Origin of the sequence: Nonomuraea sp. NPDC049625, assembly GCF_040675285.1 — a bacterium.
In the GTDB taxonomy this organism is placed as follows: Bacteria; Actinomycetota; Actinomycetes; order Streptosporangiales; family Streptosporangiaceae; genus Nonomuraea; species Nonomuraea angiospora_A.
The window spans coordinates 185267-200082 of the sequence record NZ_JBFAOQ010000002.1; the positions used below are offsets into that span (position 1 = coordinate 185267).

Annotated in this window: 13 protein-coding genes; 2 read left to right on the forward strand and 11 right to left on the reverse strand. The window is 72.0% G+C overall.

The window, feature by feature from the left end; translation table 11 throughout:
* Positions 1-45 precede the first annotated feature (45 nt).
* The 8 genes from AB0J87_RS08235 to AB0J87_RS08270 form a co-directional block, all read right to left on the reverse strand.
* Positions 46-936, reverse strand: coding sequence for an alpha/beta hydrolase (locus tag AB0J87_RS08235; RefSeq protein ID WP_363963412.1), 891 nt, complete (start codon positions 934-936; stop codon positions 46-48).
* Positions 933-1253, reverse strand: coding sequence for a Nif11 family protein (locus tag AB0J87_RS08240; RefSeq protein ID WP_363963414.1), 321 nt, complete (start codon positions 1251-1253; stop codon positions 933-935). The genes AB0J87_RS08235 and AB0J87_RS08240 overlap by 4 nt, the downstream gene beginning before the upstream one ends.
* Positions 1250-1627 carry a Nif11-like leader peptide family natural product precursor gene (locus AB0J87_RS08245; protein ID WP_363963416.1) on the reverse strand — a complete coding sequence of 126 codons (378 nt, stop codon included), beginning with the start codon at positions 1625-1627 and terminating at the stop codon, positions 1250-1252. The genes AB0J87_RS08240 and AB0J87_RS08245 overlap by 4 nt, the downstream gene beginning before the upstream one ends.
* A gap of 2 nt (positions 1628-1629) precedes the next feature.
* Positions 1630-2625, reverse strand: coding sequence for an alpha/beta fold hydrolase (locus AB0J87_RS08250; protein ID WP_363963418.1), 996 nt, complete (start codon positions 2623-2625; stop codon positions 1630-1632).
* Positions 2626-2644: 19 nt separating this feature from the next.
* Positions 2645-3754 carry an NAD(P)-dependent alcohol dehydrogenase gene (locus AB0J87_RS08255; RefSeq protein WP_350728880.1) on the reverse strand — a complete coding sequence of 370 codons (1110 nt, stop codon included), beginning with the start codon at positions 3752-3754 and terminating at the stop codon, positions 2645-2647.
* Positions 3751-4410, reverse strand: a complete 660-nt coding sequence (locus AB0J87_RS08260) for a hypothetical protein (protein WP_363963420.1) — start codon at positions 4408-4410, stop codon at positions 3751-3753. The genes AB0J87_RS08255 and AB0J87_RS08260 overlap by 4 nt, the downstream gene beginning before the upstream one ends.
* Before the next feature lie 106 nt (positions 4411-4516).
* Positions 4517-5800 carry a ferritin-like protein gene (locus AB0J87_RS08265; protein ID WP_363963422.1) on the reverse strand — a complete coding sequence of 428 codons (1284 nt, stop codon included), beginning with the start codon at positions 5798-5800 and terminating at the stop codon, positions 4517-4519.
* A 13-nt stretch (positions 5801-5813) separates the two neighbouring features.
* Positions 5814-6812, reverse strand: a complete 999-nt coding sequence (locus AB0J87_RS08270) for an alcohol dehydrogenase catalytic domain-containing protein (protein WP_363963424.1) — start codon at positions 6810-6812, stop codon at positions 5814-5816.
* A 202-nt stretch (positions 6813-7014) separates the two neighbouring features.
* Here AB0J87_RS08270 and AB0J87_RS08275 point away from each other — a divergent pair, with 202 nt between their 5' ends.
* Positions 7015-8304, forward strand: a complete 1290-nt coding sequence (locus AB0J87_RS08275; RefSeq protein WP_363963426.1) for an NDP-sugar synthase — start codon at positions 7015-7017, stop codon at positions 8302-8304.
* Here AB0J87_RS08275 and AB0J87_RS08280 read toward each other — a convergent pair.
* The 3 genes from AB0J87_RS08280 to AB0J87_RS08290 all read right to left on the reverse strand — a co-directional run bounded on the left by AB0J87_RS08280 (position 8265) and on the right by AB0J87_RS08290 (position 13287).
* Positions 8265-9203 (reverse strand): hypothetical protein, encoded by a 939-nt coding sequence (locus AB0J87_RS08280; protein WP_363963428.1) that lies wholly within the window; start codon positions 9201-9203, stop codon positions 8265-8267. The two genes, AB0J87_RS08275 and AB0J87_RS08280, sit on opposite strands and share 40 nt — an antisense overlap.
* A gap of 134 nt (positions 9204-9337) precedes the next feature.
* Positions 9338-12328, reverse strand: coding sequence for a type I polyketide synthase (locus tag AB0J87_RS08285; protein WP_363963430.1), 2991 nt, complete (start codon positions 12326-12328; stop codon positions 9338-9340).
* 152 nt (positions 12329-12480) lie between these two features.
* The gene (locus AB0J87_RS08290) at positions 12481-13287 is read right to left on the reverse strand and encodes a helix-turn-helix transcriptional regulator (RefSeq protein ID WP_355191496.1); all 807 of its coding nucleotides are present in this window, start codon (positions 13285-13287) and stop codon (positions 12481-12483) included.
* 173 nt (positions 13288-13460) lie between these two features.
* On the opposite strand from AB0J87_RS08290, the gene AB0J87_RS08295 reads away from it, so the two are divergent.
* On the forward strand, positions 13461-14789 hold the full coding sequence (locus AB0J87_RS08295) for a hypothetical protein (protein WP_363963432.1): 1329 nt from the start codon (positions 13461-13463) through the stop codon (positions 14787-14789).
* Positions 14790-14816 lie beyond the last annotated feature (27 nt).

The following is a 14816-nucleotide window of genomic DNA, read 5'->3' on the forward strand; positions in this document are numbered from 1 at the left end:
GCGCCGTGGATGAGACGTGCGCCCCGGTGACGGGGCGCACGGGGCTCACATGGGGTTGCGCTTGAGGAAGGTGTGAGCGGCCTCGCCGACGGCCACCGGGTTCATGCTCTGCAGCCCGTGCGTGGCGTTGGGGATGCCGCACCGCTCCGCCTGCGGCAGCCAGTCCATGAGGAAGCGCTGCGCGTCGCGGAACCCGGGCATCGCCGACTCGCTGTCGAGGCCCATCACCGCCAGCACCGGCATGTCCGGCTTCCGCGTGACCAGCCGGTCGGCCTCCGACGGCTTGAAGCCCCACTGCGAGATCGCCGGGAAGTCGACGGTGAAGGTCGTGTCGACGCACGCCTCGACGCGGTCCCACACGTCGAGCGGCCCGGTCATCTCCACCGCGGGCAGGAAGCTCGGCCCGCACACCGCCTCCATGTAGAGCTGAGCCGCGCCGAGCTTGTCGCCCGTCTCGTACAGCTTCATCGCGTTCATGTAGGCGTCGATGTTGGCCTGGATCGCGTCCGGCGCCTCACGCGGCAGGTACGGCTCCAGCAGGATCGCGCTGTGCGCCCGCTCCGGGTACGACAGCAGGAACTGGAAGGCGATCACACCGCCGAACGAGAAGGCCATGATGTGCGCCTTCTCGATGCCCAGGTGGTCGAGCAGCTCGGCGACGTGCTGCGCGCCGCCCTCGATGCTCAGCTCGGGCTTGTCCAGCGTGCTGCCGTTGTAGCCGGCCCGGTAGTAGCTGATGAGCTGGTAGTCCTGCAGCAGCGGCGGGTAGAACCGCATGGGGGTGATGAGGCTGTCGGCGATGCTGGTGCCGTGGATGCACAGCACGGGCTCGCCCTCGCCGAGCACGGTGTACCTGAGCTCGGCGCCGGTCACCGGCGCCCGCAGGTTGTGCTCGACGTTCCATTCGCGCCCGATGTAGAGGGCGTTTCGCATCATGACTTGTGCTCCAATCCGACCAGCAGGCCGGTCTCGTCGAGGCTGGGGACGAGGTCGAAGACGAGGAACTCCAGGTAGTACCGGCCCCACAGCAGGCCCCAGAGCGGGAACCGCTCGTTGAACTCCTCGCCGCGCTCGTGCGCCAGCCGCCCCTCCAGCTCCCAGATCAACGAGTTGAACTCCTGAGCGGTGAACGGCTGCCCGGCCGCGGCGGCGGCCGCGATGACCTCGTCCTTGGACTTGTCCTTGAGCCGGTCGACCAGGTCCGGCCGCTCGGCCAGACCGCGCAGGAACCCGATGACGTTGGCTTCGCTCACGGGGCCTCCTTCGGCGGCCCCGTGAGCGAAGCCGGCTTGCTGTGTTGATTGGTTCGCTCGCTTCGCTCGTTCACGGCCAGCTCCTCGCGGGAGTAGCGGGCGACCACGTGGTCGACCAGGTAGTCGAGGTAACGCGCGCCCCACATGTGCCGCCACAGGGTGCTGCTCCCGTCGAACGGCTCCCCGTCCTTGTGGATGACGACGTCCGCCTCCAGCCGGCCGATGACCCGCTCGGCATCGTCCTCGGTGAAGGCGAACCCGTCGTTGCGGGCGTGGAACAGGACCCGGGGAAGGTCCATGGGGGAGTAACGGGCCAGCAGACCGGGATCCGACCGGGCCGCCTCCAGGAACCTGACGAACTCCGCCTCGGCCACGGCTAGCTCTCCAGCGCGTGTCTGATGACGTCGTCGATGGCCTTCACGTCCGGCTCGGCCAGCCCGAACGTGGCCAGATGGCCGTAGACGCTGTCGATCTGGCGGAACGTCGCGCCGGGGATCCACTCGGCGTACTGCCTGAGCTCGTCCGGCGGGAACAGCGCGTCGCCGGTGAAGCCGGCGATCGTGGTCTTGGCCTTGATCCGGCCCAGGACCTCCCGCAGGGACTCGCCCTCGGCCCCCGGCCAGGCGGCGCGGGCCTTGCGGGCCTGGGTGACCACGTCGTTGGGGTCCTGCGGGAGCCAGAAGCCCTCCCAGAAGCCCTCGACGAACGCGTCCACGCTGTCGAAGCCCAGGGTGCGCCAGACGTCGGCGCCGGCGTAGTAGAACGTGCGGGGCGGGGCGGTCAGCGCCGAGCCGTGCCCGACCCGGGCCAGGCCGCCGCTGACGCTCGCCGCGTCCGTGTAGGCGCCTCCGGCGTAGTTGGGGTCCGCGGTGATGGGCTCCTCCACCACCGTCTTCAGCCAGAGCTTGGTCCACGGCGGCGGGGTGGGCGCCCCGGCGATGGGGGCGATGCTCCGTACGAGGTCGCCGAAGCGCAGCGCCCACTCGTACACCTGGATCGCGCCGATCGACCAGCCGAGCGCCAGCCGGATCTCGCGGACGCCGAAGACCTCCTCCAGCAGCCGCTGCTGGGCGATGACGTCATCGGCGATGCTGACGACCGGGAAGGGCCGCGACGGGGTGTTGCTCGGCGCGGAGGACGGCGGGAGGCCGAAGTGGCCGGGCAGCACGATGAAGTGGGTGCGGGGATCGAGCGCGCGGTTCTCGCCGATCCAGCCGTTGAGCACCTCGGCGGGGGCGCCGAGGAAGGTCGGGAACACGACCACGTTGTCCTTGGCCTGGTTGAGCTCACCGAAGGTCTGGTACGCCAGCCGGGCGCCGGGCAGCGTGTCACCCGAGGTGAGCGGGAAGTCGCCGAGCTCGAAGGTGTTCATTCCTGGCTCCAAACGTCGTTCACGCGTCGAACCGCAGAATCGTCTTGATGTTCTTGCCGGACCTGAAGTCGTCCGCCGCGGCCTGGATGTCGGCGAAGTCGTACTCCTTGATGAGCGGCTGCACGGGCAGCCGGCCGCCGCGGATCAGCCGCGCCAGCAGCGGGATGAGCCGGTCGGGGTCGCTGTCGCCCTCGCAGACGCCCAGGATCCGCCGCCCCGGCAGCAGCCGGTGCACGTCGACCGAGACCTCCACCCCGTACGGCGGAGCGCCCACGACGGCCACCGCGCCGCGCGGTGCGAGCGCCTCGATGCCGGCGCGCAGCACGTCGGGGTTGCCCACCGCCTCGACCACGTAGTCGACGCCGGCGCCGCCGGTGATCTTCCGCAGCTCGTCGGCCAGGTCGAGGCCGGTCGAGTCGACGGTGTGGGTGGCGCCGATCTTGGCGGCCAGTTCGAGCTGCGCCGCCTGCCGGCCCACGGCGATGATCTGGCTGACCGGGGTGAGCGCCGCGCCCATGATGGCGGCCAGGCCCACCGCGCCCGTGCCGATCACCGCGATGGACGTGCCGGCCTCCGGGCGCAGCGTGTTCCAGACCGCGCCGGTGCCGGTCTGGACGCTGCAGGCCAGCGGGGCCAGCAGCTCGAACGGCAGGTCCGGGTCGACCTTGACGACGCTGCGCTCGTCGGCGATGGAGTGGCGGGCGAACGACGACTGGCCGAAGAACCGGCCGCCGAGCGCGACGCCGTCCCTGCTGATCGGAGAGCTGCCGTCGGGCCGCTTGCCGCCGATGAGGTTCTGCGGGATCCACGTGGTGCAGTAGGCGGGGTGGCCGATCCGGCAGGAGGCGCAGCTCCCGCACGAGGTGAAGGTGAGGACGACGTGGTCGCCCGGCTTGACCTTGGTCACGCCCGGGCCCGTCTCCTCCACGACCCCGGCTCCCTCGTGCCCGAGCACGCCCGGCAGCGGGAACGGGATGTGCCCCGCCGCCACCGTGAGGTCGGTGTGGCAGATGCCGGCGGCCTTCATCCGGACGAGGATCTCTCCCTGGCGCGGGGCGTCCAGCTCGACGTCCCGGAGGGTGAACGCCGCTCCCGGCGATTCGACGACTGCGGCTTGGGTGGTGGTCACGAGTGGCTCCGATCGTCGGGGGTGAGGGTGTACGAGCTCGTGACGTGGGTCCACTCCGCCGGCCCCCACTCCGCGCCATCCCCGACCTGGGGCGGAGCTCCGACCACGCGGACCACGTAGTAGTCGAGCAGACCGGGGGCCCGGCGGGTCCAGATCGAGCCGAGCTCGTCGTGGTGGCGCTGGCCGAAGTAGAGCCGATCCTCGTCCCGGCCGTGCGAGCGGGCCAGGCCGAGCAGGTCGTACTCCCGCGGGCACTCGTCCACCCCCGGCAGGTCCAGGATCGAGCAGCCGCCGTGAGAGACGTCCTGCCACTCGCCGGGCCGCCAGTTGCCGTCGCCCGCCTTCACCTCGTCGGCGCCGGCGACGAGCCCGGTGTCGAACAGGCGCAGGCAGACCTTGGTCCGGGAGAAATCGGCGTCGCGCGCGCCGGGTGTTTGTTCGCTGGGACCGAGGAGCTCGAACATGCCCGTGATGATGAGCTCGAAGAGCCGGCTGTCGCAGCCGGGGTCCTTGTAGGCATTGAAATGAATGGCCCAGAAAGGACTGTGCAGCCAGAAGTCGTCCACCCCGAATATTCCCGGGAATACTTCGGCGGCGACCGGGCTGCGCCATCGGCCGGAGAGTTCGGCGACCGTGAATTCGGCGCTGGTTTCCATCACACCTCGCATGAGTCAATTCTTTTTCCGGCGGCCCGGCCGACGTCAAAGAGCCGGGTCGTACATTGGCAAGTCGGCCGGGCGGCGCGAGGTAATTCGTGAAGTCCTACGACGGGAGCAGTGCCGGCGGCACGTGCGCGCGCACCCGCTCGGCCAGTTCGGCCGCCCGGACGCCGGCCGCCGCGGCGGCCGCGGACGCCGGCCCGCCGGCCTTCTCGGCGGCCCTGCAGCGCTCCACGAGCACTCTCATGCGCTCGTGCAGCAGCGCCCAGGAGGGTTCGCGCCAGGGCACGAAGTTGCTCATGGCGTAGTACATCTCGAACGCGAAGCCCGCCGTGCGGCCGGGGTGCTCTGGGCCGACGGGCATGGTGGTCATGGCGGTGGACAGTGGCCGCAGCACCTCGGCCATCATGCTGATCGACGTGCCGACGAGCAGGCCCAGCTGCTCCTCGCTCTCGTCGGTGTGCGTGAAGAACCTGGTCAGCAGGTGCAGCACCAGCTCGTAGGCCACCGCCGCCAGCTCGGCCGTGCGGCGGGTGCCGGGGTCGGTGATGAGCGGCTGGGGCTCCACGATGTCGTAGGGCTGCTTGAGGTAGGCGGCGAGCGCCGGTCGCGCCGGGTCGAAGCCCGGATCGAGCGCGCGCAGCTCCTCGTACTCCCGCCACACCGCGAGGAAGCGCCCGTAGTGGGCCTGCTGCCAGTCGCCACGCGCGCCCTCGCCCTGCTCGATGATGAGATCGATCGCGGTGAACGCGGACTTCAGGTCCGTGACCGCGACGAGCTGGGGCCAGCGGAACAGCTCCGGCGTGGCCTGGGCGCGCGGGGACCCGACGAACACGGCGCGCTCCCCGAGCTCCGCGCAGAGCGCCCGCAGCCCTTCCTCGATCCCGCGGTACAGGTGGCCGATCGTCGCGTACTCCTGGCCCCTGGGCATGAGGTCGGCGGGGTCGAGCCGGACGCGGCTGGGCGGCACCGGCTCGAACTCCTCGGCGTCCTGCAACTGCATGCCCTCGGGGCGCTCCAGGTACAGGAAGTGGCGCAACGCCTGCTCGCCGAAGGGCAGCAGATCGAGCTGGATGCCCGACGGGAAGTATCCCGAGCGCTGCGGGAAGTTCGGGCGGGTGAAGGTCGGTGCCGCGCCGATGGCGGCCAGCAGGTTGGACACCAGCGCCAGGTGGAGCATCTCCTCGACCGCGATGGAGTGCAGGACCCCGCGCCAGCGGGCGACCGCGTCCGCCTGCTCGGCCGTCAGGCCGTCCGCCGTCCCGTTCTTGAGGCTGGCCTCGGCGAAGAGGTACTGGCTCAGGATCATGTGTTCCAGCTGTGAGGCCTCGTTGAGCAGCCACCACAGGTGCTCCCGGTTCGCTATGACGATCGGGGGCTCGGACATGCGGGGATCCTCCTCAGTTGGGGGTGAGTACGGCGCGGTAGCGCACCTGGCCTGCCTCCACCCGCTTGAGCACCTCGTTGACCTCGGCGAACGGGTAGGTCTCCACGCGCGGCCTGACCTTGCCCGCGGCCATCAGCGTGAGCACCTCGACCAGGTCGGAGCGGTTGTTGTGGGTGCTGCCCTTGATGGAGCACTGCTTGAACAGCAGCGTCATCATGTCGTCGATCTTCAGCGGGCCGGTGACGCCCATCGTGACCAGCCGCCCGCCGTAGCGCAGGCCGGACAGCACGCGGGCGACCAGGTCCGCCGAGGTGGTGGTGGCCAGGATGATGTCGGCGCCGCCGGCGTCGGCCAGCGCCTTGCCGGGGTCGTCGCCGACCACGACGCCCTCCGCCGCGCCCAGTTCCTTGGCGTACTCCGCCTTGTCGGGCGAGGTGGTGAGCACGACCGTCTCCAGGCCGATGGCGGCGGCCAGCTGCACCGCCATGTGCCCGAGCCCGCCGACGCCCAGCACGCAGACGCGCTCGCCCGGCCGGGGGTCGGCGTTGCGCAGGCCGCTCATCGAGGTGAAGCCGGCGCAGAAGGCCACCGCCGCGTCGGTGTAGTCCAGGCCGTCGGGCAGCAGCGTGCACCCCGACTCCCAGGCCACCATCAGGTCGGCGTAGCCGCCGCCCATGTCCATCCAGGTCGTGGTGTGCTCACAGGCCACCGGATGCCAGCTCTGGCACTGGATGCAGCGCCCCTCGCCGCGCTGCATCCACGAGACGCCGACCCGGTCGCCCACCCGCAGGGTGGTGGCGCCGGGGCCGAGCGCCACCACCTCGCCCACCGGCTCGTGCCCCGGCACGATCGGCAGCCGCACCGGCCAGTGGCCGCGGTGGACCAGTACGTCGCTGAAGCACATGCCGCACGCCTGGATGCGTACGACGACCTGGCCGGGCCCGGGCTCGGGATCGGCGAGGTCCTGGAACTCCCATGGGGAGTTGAGTTGCGTGATGACGGCTGCGCGCACGGTCTCCTCCTCGGCGAGACACGTCAGGGAGGCCCACGATAAATATCCGGCCCGCGCCGGCGGCACCCTGACTTAACGGAAACCACGATGCTTTTGTCAGAGGCGGACCTGACGAAATCCCGGCGTTCGGCGGCCGAAACGGGCCATATTCCCGGAGCGAATGGTACGAATAAGTCACCGCCCGTTGTCCTTGGAGGTTGCCATGCCTTCTATTGCCGCCATCGCACTGGCCGGCGGCCGCGGCCTCCGCGCCCGCCCGCTCACCCTCGAAGGTTCCGGTCACATAAGGAGCAAGGCCGCCGTCCCTTTTCTCGGGCGGCCGGTCATCGAATGGCTCGTCGCGGGCCTCCGCGACCAGGGGATAACGAGTTTCCACGTGGCGGCCAACGGCCGGGAGAATCGTTATCAGGTCAAGGAGGCGCTGGGGTACGGCGAGCGGCTCGGGGTCTCGGTGCGCTATTCGCGGCCGCGTACGGACCGGTTCAACACCGGCTCCGGGCAGGCGACGCTCAGCGTGATCGAGGAGCACGGCCTGCTCGGCCACGCCCTGGTGCTGCCGACCGACTCGCTGTTCGAGTTCGACCTGGCGGTGCTGGTGCGCGACCACCTGGCGAGCGGGGCGGTGGTGACCGTCGGCCTGGTTCATCGGACGGCGGCGGAGGTGGCGGGCACGTACGGGCTGGTGCTCGCGGACGGCGCCGGCCGGATCCAGCGGTTCATCGAGAAGCCGCCCCTGGAGACCATCGCGGCGGTGACCGCCGACCTGGACAGGGTGCCCATCAACGCCGGGCTCTACCTGGTGGACTGCGCCAGGCTGCGCGCTCTGGGCGCCACCGACGAGCTGGCGGCGCTGGCCGGGCGGGGGCTCGACTGGGGCGGTGACCTGCTGCCGTGGCTGGTGTCGCGCGGCCACCGGGTCATGTGCTCGCCCCTGGCCAAGGTGGGCGACCTGGGCAACCCCCGCGACTACCTGCTCACCATGGCCGAGGCCCTGGCCGGCGGCTACCCGAGCCTGCGGCTGCCGGACGGGCCCGTGATCCACCCCTCCTCGCTGGCGCGCCGCGACGAGGTCAGCGGGCTGACGCTGGCGGAGAAGCTGGCCGCCGGGCTCGTCCACGTGGGGACCGGCGCGTGGATCGGCCGGGACGTCGAGATCGGCCCCGGCGTCGTGCTGCGCGATTCCTACGTCGGAGACGAGGCGGACCTGCACCCGTGGTGCCGCCTGGAACGGGTGGCCTGCCTGGACGGCGCGATCATCGGGCCGGGCGCGCGGCTCAGCGACGCGTACGTGGGCGTGATGGCGAGGGTGGACTCGTCGCTGGAGCGCCCGGCCGTCATCGACGGCTTCACCGCGCTCGGCCACGAGGTACGCGTCGCCGAGGGCGCCGGTCTCAGCGGCGTCATCGCCTATCCGGGACAGACCGTGACCGGGGCCGGGCACTCCGGCGGGCGTCAGTCGCCGACGTCGTCCGGCTCCTCGACCCGGTCGTAACGGAGCCGGGTCTCGATGGCGTAGGCGTGCGGCGCGTACCCGGTGCGCAGGTCCTGGAAGACGGTCCACGCCTCCATCGGGTCGCGCTCGGCCGGCAGCCCCGCCTCGTGGGCCAGCAGCAGCGTGTCGGAGAAGTTGCGCTCCTCCCGCCCCTGCAGGCTGACCGGGATGGGCGGCAGCGTGATGCACAGCCCGTGGGTCAGCCGGTGCATGCAACGCGTCCCCGTCGCGAGCAGGGCCTTCGTGTGCGCCGGAGCCCAGCTCGGCGCGAGCGCCTCGATGAGTGCGGCCACGTCCAGGACGATGACCGCGGCCTTGAGCCAGTCGAGGTCGCCCGCGGGGCGGCGGAACGTGAGCGCCGGATGGGCGAGGTGGGAGTGCTCCACCTCGGCCATCCACACCGTCCACTCGGCGAACATGGTGTCGAGGTGGTCGCGCGAGCCGGTCTTGAGGTAGGACGCGAGCATGGTGTCGGCGTCGCGCGGGTTGCACACGCTGCCGGCCAGTCTGGCCACCAGCCGTTCCCGCCGGGAGTAGGCGGCCAGGAAATGCCCCAGGTACGTCGTGATGGCCGCCACCATCAGCAGCCTGGACGCCCACTCGGCCTCGCGCAGCGGCGTGCCCTCCAGCAGTGCGAACCCCGCCGAGGACACGCCGAGCCAGATCGCGGCCACCGTGACGACGGCCAGCGGCCCGCACAGGTCGAGCAGCGGCTCCCGCAGAACGGGCGGGACCCGGCCGGCCATCGCGAGCATAGGGCCGGCGAAGGCCCGCAGGACGCCGCGGACCAGCCGGGTCGGCCTGCCCCGGGGGGTGAACACGGTCAGCACGACGCTCAGCCACACCGCCGCCACGAGCGCGGCGCCGGCCAGCGTTCCCAACACGGCTGTCGTCACCATGCCCGTATCCTTCCGGCTCTTGACTGGAATGCCCAAGAATTAGTTAGTGCTAGCAGTCGGAATGCCACCTTCAAAAGAGCGGAGACGAGGCTCCGGACGACCCGGAGCCCCGTCTCGACAGCGGCGGCCGCGCCTCACACGGTGGCCGCCGAGCGTAATTCGGTGGTGAGGTCGAGCAGCGTGCCCGGGCCGAGCAGGCTGCGGACCGGCACATCCACGCCCAGCTCGCGCCGCACCCGCTCGCGGAACCTGGTCGCCAGCACGGAGTCCAGCCCCAGCAGGGTGAGCGGCACGTCCATCCCGATCTCGTGTCCGGGCACCGCGAGAACCTGGGACGCCAGGTCGGTCACCACGGCGGTCAACTCCGTCTCCGAGAGGGCCGCCAGATCCGGGCGCCCGGCCGGCGCGGGTTCGCGGGCCGGTTCGCGGGCGGGCTCGGGAGGAATGGGGGAGGTGGCCGAGCCGGGCCAGAACCGCCGCCGCTGCCAGGGGTAGCCGGGCAGCCGGACGTACTCGCCCTCGGGGTGGACGCGGTCCCAGCGGGGACGGCAGCCCAGCACGTACGCCTGGCCGAGCGCCGCGCTGAGGGCCGCCGCGTCCGGCACGTCCCTCCGCAGGCAGGGCACCACGCTCGCGGTCGCGCCCGCCGCCTCGACCTCCTCCTCCAGCGCCGTCTGCAGCACCGGATGCGGGCTCATCTCGATGAACACGGTGGGCCGGGCGTCGGCGAGCGCGGCCTGGCAGGCGGCGGCGAAGCGCACGGGCAGCCGGAGGTTCTCGAACCAGTAACCGGCGTCCAGCTCCGTGCCGTCGACGACCCGGTCCCGGGCGCTGGAGTGGATGGGGACGGCGCAGGGGCCGGGCTTGACGCTCGACAGCGCCTCCAGCAGCGCCTCGCGCACCGGCTCCACCTGCGGCGCGTGCGAGGCGTAGTCCACGTCCACCTGACGGCAGAAGACGCCGTCGCGGCGCAGCGGCGCGACGATCCGCTCCAGCCTCGCGGGGTCGCCGGACAGGACCGTGGAGTGACGGCTGTTGACCACCCCCACGCTCACCTGGCCGGAGTGCTCCCCGATCGCCTCCTGGGCCGCCTCCGCGCCGAGCGCCACGGCCCACATGGCGCCGGGCGTGCGCAGCTCGCGCAGCAGCCGGCTCCTCCTGGCGACCACGGCCGCACCGTCGGCCACGCTCAGCGCGCCCGCGGTGACCGCCGCGGCGATCTCGCCCATGCTGTGGCCGATGAGCAGGTCGGGCTCGACGCCCCACTCGCGCCACACGGCGGCCAGCGCCACCTGCATCGCCCAGAGGGTCGGCTGCACCTCGTCCACGCGCGACAGCCGCTCCCCGCGCAGCAGCACGTCCACGGGGGACCAGCCGAGCTCGGCGGCCACCGCCCGCGCGCACTCGTGCAGGCGCAGGGCGAAGGCCGGCTCGGCGGCCAGCAGCTGCCTGCCCATGCCCGCCCACTGGCCGCCCTGGCCGGGGAAGACGAACACCACCTTCGGCCGCCGGGCCGCGCGGCGCTCGCCGGCGTGCACCGACCGCCCGTCACCCCGCCCGTTCGCGCGGAACTCCCGCAGGGACGCGGCCAGCGAGCGCGCGTCGTCGCCGACCGCGGCCAGCCGGTACTCGTGGTGCGAGCGCCGGGCGCCCGCGCTGAAGCACACGTCGTGGAGGCCGGGTCCCGCGCCCTGGGCCCCCGTCCCGTCTGCCACCGTGTCGAGCATCTCGGCGTACGCGCCGGCGAGCTCGTCGAGCGCCCTCGGATCCCGCGCCGACAGGGGCAGGACGTAGCTGGGCCGGCCCTGGCCGAGCCGGGGACGCGCCGCCTGCGGCGCCTCGGAGAGCACGAGGTGGACGTTGGTCCCCGACATGCCGAAGGAGTTGACGCCCGCCAGGCCCGGCGTCCCCCGGTCCGGCCAGTCCTGGGTGAGCAGCGCGAGCTCGACGGCCGCGGTCGGCTGCCGCAGGACGGCGTGCGGCTCCACCACGTGCAGCGTCGCGGGTATGGTCCGGTGCCGCAGCGCCAGGGCCGTCTTGAGCAGCCCCGCCATCCCCGAGGTGAACTCGGTGTGGCCGATGTTGGACTTGAGCGAGCCGACCAGGCAGCGCCGCTCAGGGTCCCGGCCCTCCCGCATGACCAGGTCCAGCGCGGCCAGCTCGGTCGGATCGCCGGCGGGGGTGCCGGGCCCGTGGGCCTCGACGTAGTCGACCTCACCGGGGGAGACCCCGGCGTCGAGATAGGCCTTGCGCAGCATCGTCTCGTGCCCCTCCAGCCCGGGGGAGACGAGTGAGCCGCCGGTGCGGCCGTCGTGGGTGGCGGCGCTGCCCAGGATCGTCGCGTACGGGTGCTCCCCGTCCGCGAGGGCCCGCGAGAGCGGCTTGAGTATCAGGGCCACCACGCCCTCGCTGCGCACGTACCCGTCCCCCGACACGTCGCCGAACTTGCACCGGCCCGAGCTGGACAGCACGCCGGCGTCCGCGAGCGCGAAATACAGGTCCGGCACGATCTGCAGGTTCGCGCCGCCGACGATGGCCAGGTCGATCTCGCCCGACCACAGCGCCCGGCAGGCCATGTGCACCGCCAGCAGCGACGTCGCGCAGGCCGCCTCCACGCCCATGCTGGGACCGCGCAGGTCGAGCTGGGTGGAGACGCGGCCGGGGAAGATGCCGCTGACGGCCGCCCCGAGCGCGGCGTGCATGTCGTACATGCCCGAGCGGCGCAGCAGGTCCCAGTATCCCGAGGACAGCAGGCTCGTGTAGACGCCGGTGTCGCTCCCGGCCAGGCTCTCGGCCGGGATGCCCGCGTCGTCGAGCGCCTCCCAGGTGACCTCCATCAGCAACCGCTGCTGCGGGTCCATCCGCAGGGCCTCGAACGGCGTGACGCCGAAGAAGCGCGCGTCGAACCCGGTGATGTCGTCCAGGTAGCCGCCCGCGCCCCGCAGCACATCGGGCCGGCGGCGGCCGGAGGTGGTTTCGATGTCGAATCTTTCCGGAGGGATCACGCCGATCATGTCCCGGCCCCCGCTGACGATCTGCCAGAGGTCGGCCGGGCTCTGCGCACCGGGCAGCCGGCAGGCGGCGCCGACGATGGCGATGGGATCTCGCCCGCTGTTGTTGTACATGGGGCCCCGTTCCCGTTCTCGCCCGGGTCATCGTGAATTCGACGATGCCCGGGCGCCCTTGTTGGTTGGCCGAACGACATCACCTAAGGTCCGGCTCGCCCACGTAGGTGTCAATTAACAGATGACGAAATACCGGGGCGGTGAAAACCGCGTTATTCGCCCGCGTGCATCGGAAAATGGATCACGAGCCCGACCAGCGGCTCGTCCGGGGTGATCATCAGCGCCATGCGCAGGGTCTGCAGGCCCAGCCGAGGATGCCGGAACCGGCGCGTGAGGCTGCGGTGCTCCTGCACCTCGTGCTTGCGCCACAGGCCGGCGAACAGCGGGCTCAGCTGGGAGAACTCGGCGATCTTCGCGGTCAGCCGCTCGTCGTGCGGCCACCTGGCCAGCTCGGAGCGCCACCGGGCGATGACGTCGCAGGTGACGCGCTCCCAGTCGGGCAGCCGCTCCTTCGCCGTGGGCGAGACCAGCAGCCAGCGCAGCATGTTGCGGTGCTCGGGCGTGTAGCTGCCCCAGTCGTCGTACCACTCGGCGGCGGCGTCGTTCCAGGCGGTCAGGTCGCAGTGGATGTCGGTGGCGTAGACCGGATAGGCGCTGGCGCTCATGAGGCTCACCAGCGGGCCCATCACGTCGCCCGACCACGTCTGCCCCTCGAGCGGCTGCGGGTTGGTGACCTGGCCGTGCACCAGCGTGTGCATGTAGCGGCGCTCGTCCTCGCTGAGGTCGAGCACCCGGGCCAGGCTGTCGAGCACCTGGATGGAGGGCCTGATGTCACGCCCCTGCTCGAGGTACGTGTACCAGGTCGGGCTGAGGCCGGCGAGCACCGCCACCTCCTCCCGCCGCAGCCCCTTCGTCCTGCGCCCCCCTTCGGGGAAGCCCACCTGCCCCGGCGTGACCCGTGCGCGCCTGCTGCGCAGGAATCGCGCGAGCTCCTGCCGGCTCCAGCCGTCGCCTGACACAGAACCCCCCGTGAGTGCCTCCACCGCGTCAGCAGATCAGGATCGCAAGGCTGAGTCTAGAAGCCTCATGGAATATTTGTCACCTCTAGCCCGATTGCGTCATTTCGGCATTGACGTTACGGCATTGTTCCCAAAGCATGAATTTAATCCATTCAATTGAGGGGATTAACCAGATGAAGTGGCATTTCATCGACCGGAGCGAGCAGATCGCCGCGATTCGGTCAGCCCTCGGGGCCGCCGGAGCAGGCCCGATTGTCCTGGCCGGAGAGCCGGGCTCGGGCCGCAGCCGGCTGGTGGAGCGCGTGCTCGAATCGTCCGAGGCGGCGCGTTACGACATCGTCCGGCTGCGTGCCGCGGACGGTCCCGGTGAGGTCGCCGCCCGCGTCGAGGCGGCCGCCGGGGGCCGTCCGCTGCTGCTCGTCATGGACGACGCGCAGGTGAGCGAGGACGAGAGCCTGAGGGCGCTGCGCACGGCCGCGGGCGGGAGCCCGGGGGCCAGGGTGCTGGTCACGACGCTGTCCGGGCCCGCGGCGCGGCGCCCCGATCCGGTGGACTGCCTGCGCTTCGAGCCGGGCGCGTACACGGTCGACGTGCCGCCGCTCGCGGTCGAGGAGGTGGCCGCCCTGCTGGCCGAGCTGGCCGGCGGCCACGTACGGCAGGCCACCGCCGGCGCCCTGCACTCGGCGACCGGCGGCAACCCCCGCCTGCTGCACGACTTCCTGGTCGGGCGCCGGCTCACCGAACGCCTGACCCGGGGCGCCGCCGGGTGGGAGTTCCAGTGCGCCACCGAGTGGCTGCCGCCGATGGACCCGTCCGCGGCCACCCCGCACCTGGTGAAGGCCACCTGGGACGCCTGGGCGGCGCTGGCCTTCGACCGGGCCTTCGAGCTGTGCAAGGCGGCGGCGTGGTGCGGCGAGGGGCACACCGTCTCGGTGCCGCTGGCGCACCTGCTGCTGCTGCGCGGCAGGGGGCGCGACAGCACGTCGTTCCTGGACTCGCTGCCCGAGGGGATGGTGGAGAGCACGCCGCATCTGGCGCTCGCCCGAGCGGTCAACCTGGCCTGCGGGCAGGGCCGGCCGGAGGCCGCCGCCGAGTTCCTGCTGCGCGCGGCGGTGGCCGCCGGGCCGGCGCAGCGGCCGCTGCTGCTCGCCTACCGGGCCTGGATCATGGCGTTGAACGGCCGCTCCGCCGACGACGTCGGCACGATCACGCGTACCGACAGGGAGACCGCCCTGTTCGTCCACGCGGCGCAGGCCATGGCCCGCCTGCGGACCCGGCCCGAGGAGGCGGTCTTCCACCTGCGGCGCGCGCTCGCGCTCACCGCCGGAGGAACGGAGGCGGGGCCGCCCTGGCTGGCGGCGCATCTGACGGCGTACCTGATCGACGCGCTGCTGCTGGCCGGGCGGGCGGATGAGGCGACGCTCCTGGCGGAAGGCTTCCACGGCGGGGAGCCCGCCTCCGGCTGGGACGTCGCCGTCGCCATGTCGATGGTCGCCGCATGAGAGGCCCGGACCACGTGCCGCGGCCGT